Below are 7,895 nucleotides of genomic sequence, written 5' to 3' on the forward strand. Positions count from 1 at the left end.
TAGGATTTAGCATGAAGAAACTTTTAGAAAAGTTCAAATCTTATCCAAGAATTTTTTGGATTTATTTTGCAACAATTCTTGTCGCTGAAATTATCGTATTCAGCCAACGCCCCGACATTCCCGGACTCTACACACAAAATCTTCAGCTACTTCCCTTTGTCCTCGCCCTCCCCTTCTTGATAGCAAAGAAAATCCGCAGCAACTTTACCCGCTGGATTTACGCCTACAGCATCCTTGCTTTCGCTTTCCTTGCCATAGACTACAACACCGCAGATTACAACGGAGCCGGCCACGCAGGCCTCATCCAAATAGCACTGACTTTCCTCCCCGTAGGCTTATTCTGGATAGGTCATTTTATTCGCTGGAATATCCGTCATTTTAAGGAATTCGATTCCCGGGCCGCTTTGATAATTTCCGTATTCGCCTGGGGACTTTACGCATTTGCATTTCCGCCCATGCCTTTGGGTGCTGCATCGTTGCTTATCCTTGTGCCATGGTTCATAGTTCTTAATAAATACAACCGTCAACAAGTTTTATTCGCAACCTTCTGGTCTGGCGTCATCTACAACAGCATCAACTACTACTGGATTTACAACGTCATGCACGTTGATGCGGCTCCGTCCGGACTTATTCTTTTCGGATTGTTCCTGCTCATCGCCTACTTTAGCGCCTACAATGTTCTTGCTGCATACGTTTATACTCTTGCAAAGAACATTACCATCAAAGGCCACAAGATTCTGTTGTGGTTCTTCCCCATTTTCTATGCTGGTCTGGAAATGACCCGCACCCGCGGCGACTTCAGCTTCCCATGGAGCCACCTTGGCTACGCATTCGGAAACAACATTGAACTTTTGCAAATGCTTCCCTGGATTGGAATCTTTGGGTACACCATTCTCATCGTGGCATCAAACCAAATTGTCGCCTGCAGTTTCGAAAAGAGTTCTTTCAAGCAGGAACAAAAAAATGTTCGCAGACTGAAAACCCTTCTGCCTAACGTCTGTGTTCCCATCGTAATTTTCGTAGCCCTTTTAATCCAAGGATCCATCGTCCTATCCGCTCCGGAAGCAGCCCCGTTCTACAACGCAGACAACGAAGAAAACCCAAAGTTGACTCTTGTTCAGCCCAGTATTACCCAGGGTATGAAATGGAGCAAAGATCGTTTTGACTCCATTGTCGATAAGACTTTAGGAATGGCTATAGACAGCACTGAAGAGAACGCGAACATCATCGTTCTCGCAGAAACAGCAATTCCTGAATACCTCCGTCGTCAACCACAAATTCAAAGCCGACTTCAGAAAATTGCGAACGACAAAAACGCGTTTATCATGACAGGCGCTCTTGATTACAAGAGAAACCCCGCAGGATCCATTCGTAAATACGACATCTACAACGCAGCGTTCCTTTTCACTCCGAATTCCCGAGGATTTCAGCGCTACATCAAAAAGCACCTCGTACCATTCAGCGAGCGAATTCCCTTTGACGACATCTTCCCCATTTTGAACTACGTAGATCTTGGCGAAGGGGACTTTGTTCCCGGAACTGAAACCCCAGTCTACGGCCCCTACAAATGGACTCCCTACATTTGCTACGACGCCATCTTTGGAGATCTCGTAAGAGAAGCTGTTCGCGAAGGCTCCCGCCTTATGGTAAATATTACCAACGACGGTTGGTTCGGCAGAAGCACAGCCCCCTACCAGCACATGAATCTGGTACGTTATCGCGCCATCGAAAACGGCATGCCAGTAGCACGCCTTGCAAATTCCGGCATTTCCTTGTTCATCGACCAGTATGGTCACTATGACATGAATACCGAAATCTTCACTGACGCCGTTATACAAAGAAAAGTGCCTCTCAAAACGAGAGACACTTTATACACCAAAATCGGCGATGCTGTAGAAACAGCTTTGTTATGGTTCTTCTTGTTCTACTTTGTTGGTTGTTTCGCAGCCAACATAGCAAAGAACAAAATCAGAGCAAGAGCATAGGCGGCCAATGACCAGCCTTGGGTCGTTCCTTAAATTCGGCCCCAGGCATGAATTCCTTTAAGGACAAAGTCATTTCCGGTTTGATAGCTTCATCAAGCCTCCCATACAGGACCTTTGTTTCTGCATCCACCGGGATACTTTGCTCAATGCGATTCTTTGCAAGATAGCTTAAGCCATCACAAAGAGCTTGTGGGCTCATCTTCTCGGCCTTTTTCAACCAATCGTCCTGCCATTCACCAAACTCATTCTCATACAGTTCCATGAATGCATTCAAAGACGGTTGCACAGTAGACAAGGTCTGATGCGCCATGAATTGCAAATTCTGTTCCGTCCAGTTTCCATCTTCCGAACAGAAATCTGCGAAGGGCGAAAGTAAAATCCACTTCTGATTTTTTGGACGTTGAGACACGTTGTTCATCAGGACCAAGGCGCCAAGCCCCCACCCAACAACAGTGGACGCATCCTTCATCCCGGACAGGTCATAAACATGATCCAAGCATCCGGCCATTTTTTCATAGGGTACAAAGGTATGATCTGCAGACGAATCGACAGCAATCAGGTCATCTTCCCAAAGCTCTAAGTCTGCAGCCCAATCTGGTAGCCAACACCATTTTTCACTCATAAAGCACCTCTACCTAAGCACTAGAGAATTCATACTCTTTTTTAAATATATTGCGATTCCAAGACAAAATGATTTTCACATTGATAAAAATCATTTTTACTTGACCACGCCATAATGATTAAATAACTTTATGTACGTGATTTCTACAAAGTTTTTTTTATCGGCAGTTACAATTGTGACGCAAATCGCAAAATTTGGTTTGCATATTCCAAGTTGTAATACGGTAAAAAAAGTTTTTGTCACCACGTTGCTATTTATTTGTACCGCATTTGCAGAAAGCAATCTGCCCACTAGACCTACAGACAGCTTCGTTTACGACGAAAATCACTTGATGTCCACGCAAGAAATACGTTTGTTCAATGCTTTGGCAGAAGAGCTTCGCAATAAAACTGGCGTAGACATGGTCTGCGTCCTTATGAATGACATCGGCAAGAACGATTATAAAAAGTTTGCCACCCAAACAGCAGAAAAATGGACGCTAGGAAACGAAAGCGTTCTCATTTTCGTCTCACAAAAACAACGCAAGCGAAGCATCGAAGTTCACCCAGGATCACAAAGTTATTTTACCGATGCCGTGGTCGAAAAACTCCAGCAGAAAGTACTTCTTCCCGCATTCCGTCAACAAAAATATGGCGAGGGCATATTAGCTCTAGCCTGGAACCTAGCCCAAGTTGCCGCCCAAGAGAAGGGCGCGACCATTGATCTTGACAGCAACCAATTTATTGAAGAAGAAAAGGAAATCCCAGCAAGAATGATTCTATTCATTATGCTGGTTATATTCCTGCTTTTAATGTCCAAATTCAGCGGAGGCCGTGGCAACGGATGTCTATGGTTCCTTTTCGGAAACGCAATGGAAACGAAGAAAGACGACGTCCATAAAGGTTTCGGAGGTGGTTTTGGACGAGGAAAAGGCGGTTTCGGGGGCGGTTTCGGCAGAGGAAATTCCGATCTATGAAAAAGAACTTGAGCATACTAGAATTGCAAAATTCAAATTGGGCCAACTTGCTGAAAGAAACTCTTGGCGACAATCTAATTTCGGCCTTTGCCCATGGGGATTGTCTCATGGAAGGTTTCGACGCAATGAAAACGCCTTGGACAATCAGCTTTATCCTGCGAGACAATTCAACACCGCAATTGGAACCTCTGCAAAAATTATTGTCCAAAGCCAAGAAGGACAATCTTGAATTTCGTTATTTCTTTACCATAAAAGAAATTCAAACATCCGAAGATGTTTATCCGCTGGAATTTTTGCATATCGCGAACAGAAACAAAGTTATTGCAGGAAATCAGCCCATTCCAGGATATGTCCCGAATCTTGAATGTCTGCGTTTGGAATGCGAACACGAACTTCGCGGTTTGCTAATCCACTTGAGACGAGCTTTCGTCCACCTAAAGGAAGACCGAAATCCTCTCGGATTTTTCGTCCGCGCAAACGACACTATGCTTCCCATTATGTACGGAGTTTACTACTTAAGCCACGGCATTTATCCTGAGAACCACCAACAAATCTTTAATGACTATCCAGCATTAAAAGCTCCCATCAGCAGTCGAGACGAAAAACTATTCCTAGATAGCGTGAACAGCTACATCAATACCGTCACAGACATTGTCGCATTCGTAGATTCCATGAAAGTCTAGCGGACGTTTTTCAAAAAAAATAAAGGGCCTCCCCATAACGGGGGGACCCTCTTTGTTCTCCTTCCCAAAGAAGCTTACATAGTTTTTTTCTTAGTAGGAATCTTTTCAACAGCCTTAACTGCATAGATATAGAATTCATTTTCAGCAATGATATCTCCGTCGCACAAGGCGCAATCCACACGGATATCCAGCTCAACGCCATCTCTAGCCATCTTCATGAATATTTTGTTTTCCAATTCAGAAAACTCAAACAAAACATCGATGACTTTTTTATAGGTTCCGTGATGAATCGTTCCAAGGACTTCAGTACAAAGCATTGATTTCTACACCTTTGCGTTAATTAACGTCTAGAATGAGTTCCATGACTGTTGCTACGGGCGTTGACTGCAGAGGTGGAACCCGAAGAACGACGGGAATCAGATTTGCTGTTGTCATCCCAGCGGCTGTCAGAGCGGCGTTCCGAAGAAGGTCTTGCAGATTCGCGGCTAGGAGCCGGTTCACTGCGGCGAACTTCTTCACGGGAAGTGCGGCTTTCTCCACGGCGAATTTCTTCGCGAGACGGAGCCGGGCGTTCAGCACGAGTTTTAGATTCTTCACGTACCGGAGCCTTTTCTACACGACGCGGCTGTTCACGATTTTTAATCACAGACAGGCTATTCTTCTTAGCAGAGACTGCCTGGGAGTGAACGTCACGAGAATGATCTTCTCGACGAGCCGGACGAAGGTCTTCGCGGCGAACTCGATGATCATCTTTGGACGGACGATCGTAACGATCGTTGCGAGAATTGCGGGGCGGTTCTGCACGATGCTTCTGCGGAGGAGGCGGAGCCGGACGATAATGATGCGGCTTGCGCGGCGGCGGGCTATAACGGCGCGGGTGGTGCGGAATCGGACGATGCGGATACCAGCGGTAATCACGGACATAGATGAAATGAGAATGCCAGTCAAACCAGCAGGAACCCCAACCCCATTCGCCGTACCAAGTACCAAGCCATGCATGATGATGGTAACGAACGGCCGGATGATAATGATCGGCATACACATAGTAGACTACATGGGGATTGTAAACCGGAACGTAGACATACTCGGTACGAGTCGGTTCAATGATGATTTTTTCTTCCTTGGTAACTACGACCTGGTCATCAGACTTCAAGTGGCCATAGTTATAGGCGGTTTGACGCATACGCTGAATAGCGTCAAGGACCTGATCCTTTTGGAAAGAAACCGCATCACCCAACTGGTCGGACCAAGTGCGATACTTAGCCATGGTTTCCAGAATGGTGGGGAACGGAATCAAAGCCTGAACACTGGGATCAAACTTAAGATTGGCATTTTCCATTGCTGTTGCAAGAGCTTCGCCATTCAAGTTCTTGTGAGACTGAGCCCAAGCATTAGCCTCGGGAATCTGGTTACCGTAGGTTGCTGCGGTAAGCACATGAACCAGGAGCGGATCCGGATACAATGCAATAGTCGCTACCAAGGTATCCAATTCATTGTTTGTGAAACCTTCAGCAGCCTTAGCTGAATTAGGAAGACAAAGGAAAGCAGCCAGTAAAACCCAAAGCCACTTCGACATTGCTGTCTTATAAGTTTTTGCGTTAATCATACAACCTCCGTTCTTAAATTACAACATATTTGATGCTCTGTGTGGAAGAGAGGTTGCAAACGACCCCATTTTTTATAAAAAAATTTTACGTTGCACACTTTTACACGCTTTTTAACATGTAAACAATCCTTTCTTTGGACTCTTTAACCGCCCTATATAAATTAAAGGCGTGTTTTTGGAGGATTACAAATGGGAACTTGTTACAAGACCATTGCAGCATTAGCTCTCGCTGCGCAAACATTTACATCAGCACAAACCATCGACCTGCCTGCCATTTTTGTGGACACAAAGCAAAAATGCCTAGACAAGAACGTTAGCGAGAAAATCCCCGCCACGATGAGGGTGCTTGATGCAGCAAAAAACAACATTGCAGATAGCGCCAAGGGAACGCTTTACGACATTGGAATCAAGGTGCGAGGTCAATCTTCCGCCTTATTCCCGAAGCCAGGCTATAGCGTTGAAGTTAGGGACTCTGCAGGCGAAGGTATTGACGTTGCAATGCTAGGCCTACCCCCTGCTGACGACTGGGTTTTCCACGGTCCTTACGTGGACAAGTCCATGATGAGAAATTCTCTCGCTCATTGGCTCTTTAGACAAGCGGGCCGATACAGCCCCCGCACCATGCACTTTGACTTGTACATCAACGGAGTGTATCGCGGAGTGTATGTTCTTATCGAGAAAATCAAACGCGGCAAATATCGCGTGGACGTTTCCAAACTTAAAGAAGAAGATATCAGCGGTGATGATGTTACCGGCGGTTACATCTGGGCATTTGACAAAACCGGCACAAACACAGGCGGGGCGGGCTCAGGCAGCGTCAATGCAGAAGGTTTCGGCACCTCCGATGGTTTGAACGTTATTCTTCATTATCCTAAAAAGGAAAACATCAAGAGCCAGCAAGAGGAGTATCTAAAAAAATATTTGAATGACCTTGAAGGTTTATTTAAAAATGGCAAGAACGGAGACGGCTACGAAAACTATGTGGACGTAGGTTCCGCTGTAGACTACGTTCTTCACCAGGAAGTTACCAACAATGCAGACTCCTACTGGTGCAGTTTCTTCCTGCATAAACCTAAGGACAGCAAGGGCGGAAAGGTGACCCTCGGTCCTCCCTGGGATTTCAACTTGGCCATGAGCAACGGTTCCACACCCGAAGGCCAGAACAACAACAATGGTGGCTGGGGCGGTGGCTTCGGCGGTATGGGCGGAGCTGGCGGATTCGGTAGTTCCGGAACCACAGGCTGGCAAATTGAAAACAGCAGTAAGCAAATCGCCGATGGAAACGGCGGTGGTGGCATGTGGGGTGGCTTTGGCGGAAGCTCCCTAAAAGCACCCCGTTGGCTCACCAGCATGTGGAAGAATCAAAACTACCAAAGCGAATTGAAAAAACGCTGGGCAGAACTTCGTAGTGGTGTTTGGCACACCAAGACTATGGATGCCTATCTTGACTCCATGAAGGTTTATTTGAAGAACGCGGCCACGAGAAACTTTGAACGTTGGCCCAATTTAGGCAAAGCCAGCGGTCAGAATGACGCTGATCCGCAGCCCATGAAGTATTGCAACCAGTCTGGTGGCGGCGGATTCGGTATGGCTATGGGTGGCTATAACGCAACCACTTGGGACGGCGAAGTAGAACACCTTCGCAAGAAGATGAAGGAACGCATGGCATGGATGGACCAACAACTCGGTTTTACGGAACCGGCAGCGCCCATCGTCACCGAGCCTGTAATTCATATTCCTGTTATTGAAGACAAGAAGAAAGATACGGTTGTAACGCCTCCAGTTATGAAGGTTGATTACAGTAGGCTCTCCCCCACCAACTACTTTACCGTGAATGGCAATAATTTGGAAATTCAGACGGATATGGGCGGAACATTTGCCATCATTGATCTAAAGGGAACCACACTTTTCAAAACGAAGATTAAGGTAGGAACAACATCCATGAAGATTCCTGCAAAGGCGATGAATCAGCATTGGATTGCCACCTTAAATGGAAAAATGTTGTCTAAATAAATTCTACACATAATCCCAAAAACAAAAAAAG

Annotated in this window: 7 protein-coding genes; 4 read left to right on the forward strand and 3 right to left on the reverse strand. The window is 46.0% G+C overall.

Annotated elements, in window-relative coordinates:
- Positions 1-11 precede the first annotated feature (11 nt).
- Positions 12-1,985 (forward strand): apolipoprotein N-acyltransferase, encoded by a 1,974-nt coding sequence (lnt, locus tag MJZ25_13900; GenBank protein MCQ2125267.1) that lies wholly within the window; start codon positions 12-14, stop codon positions 1,983-1,985.
- On the opposite strand, the gene MJZ25_13905 is transcribed toward lnt, so the two are convergent.
- Positions 1,969-2,607, reverse strand: coding sequence for an alpha/beta hydrolase (locus MJZ25_13905; GenBank protein ID MCQ2125268.1), 639 nt, complete (start codon positions 2,605-2,607; stop codon positions 1,969-1,971). The genes lnt and MJZ25_13905 overlap by 17 nt on opposite strands.
- A 136-nt stretch (positions 2,608-2,743) precedes the next feature.
- Between MJZ25_13905 and MJZ25_13910 the strand changes: the two genes are divergently transcribed.
- Together MJZ25_13910 and MJZ25_13915 are read left to right on the forward strand one after the other, a co-directional pair.
- Complete coding sequence (locus MJZ25_13910; protein MCQ2125269.1) at positions 2,744-3,562, forward strand: TPM domain-containing protein; 819 nt, start codon at positions 2,744-2,746, stop codon at positions 3,560-3,562.
- Positions 3,559-4,245 (forward strand): hypothetical protein, encoded by a 687-nt coding sequence (locus MJZ25_13915; protein ID MCQ2125270.1) that lies wholly within the window; start codon positions 3,559-3,561, stop codon positions 4,243-4,245. The genes MJZ25_13910 and MJZ25_13915 overlap by 4 nt, the downstream gene beginning before the upstream one ends.
- Positions 4,246-4,319: 74 nt before the next feature.
- Here MJZ25_13915 and MJZ25_13920 read toward each other — a convergent pair whose 3' ends face one another.
- Entirely contained in the window at positions 4,320-4,562 is a 243-nt protein-coding gene (locus MJZ25_13920) for a hypothetical protein (GenBank protein ID MCQ2125271.1), read from the reverse strand.
- 23 nt (positions 4,563-4,585) lie between these two features.
- Positions 4,586-5,851, reverse strand: a complete 1,266-nt coding sequence (locus tag MJZ25_13925) for a DUF3300 domain-containing protein (GenBank protein MCQ2125272.1) — start codon at positions 5,849-5,851, stop codon at positions 4,586-4,588.
- Between the two features lie 189 nt (positions 5,852-6,040).
- Here MJZ25_13925 and MJZ25_13930 point away from each other — a divergent pair, with 189 nt between their 5' ends.
- A complete protein-coding gene (locus MJZ25_13930; GenBank protein MCQ2125273.1) occupies positions 6,041-7,864 on the forward strand; it encodes a CotH kinase family protein in 1,824 nt (607 codons plus the stop codon).
- Positions 7,865-7,895: the final 31 nt, after the last annotated feature.

This window comes from Fibrobacter sp., assembly GCA_024399065.1.
GTDB lineage: Bacteria > Fibrobacterota > Fibrobacteria > Fibrobacterales > Fibrobacteraceae > Fibrobacter.

Coding starts and splice junctions, on each gene's coding strand:
- lnt (MCQ2125267.1), top strand. CDS start 12: ATGAAGAAACTTTTAGAAAAGTTCAAATCTTATCCAAGAATTTTTTGG.
- MJZ25_13905 (MCQ2125268.1), bottom strand. CDS start 2,607: ATGAGTGAAAAATGGTGTTGGCTACCAGATTGGGCTGCAGACTTAGAG.
- MJZ25_13915 (MCQ2125270.1), top strand. CDS start 3,559: ATGAAAAAGAACTTGAGCATACTAGAATTGCAAAATTCAAATTGGGCC.
- MJZ25_13920 (MCQ2125271.1), bottom strand. CDS start 4,562: ATGCTTTGTACTGAAGTCCTTGGAACGATTCATCACGGAACCTATAAA.
- MJZ25_13925 (MCQ2125272.1), bottom strand. CDS start 5,851: ATGATTAACGCAAAAACTTATAAGACAGCAATGTCGAAGTGGCTTTGG.
- MJZ25_13930 (MCQ2125273.1), top strand. CDS start 6,041: ATGGGAACTTGTTACAAGACCATTGCAGCATTAGCTCTCGCTGCGCAA.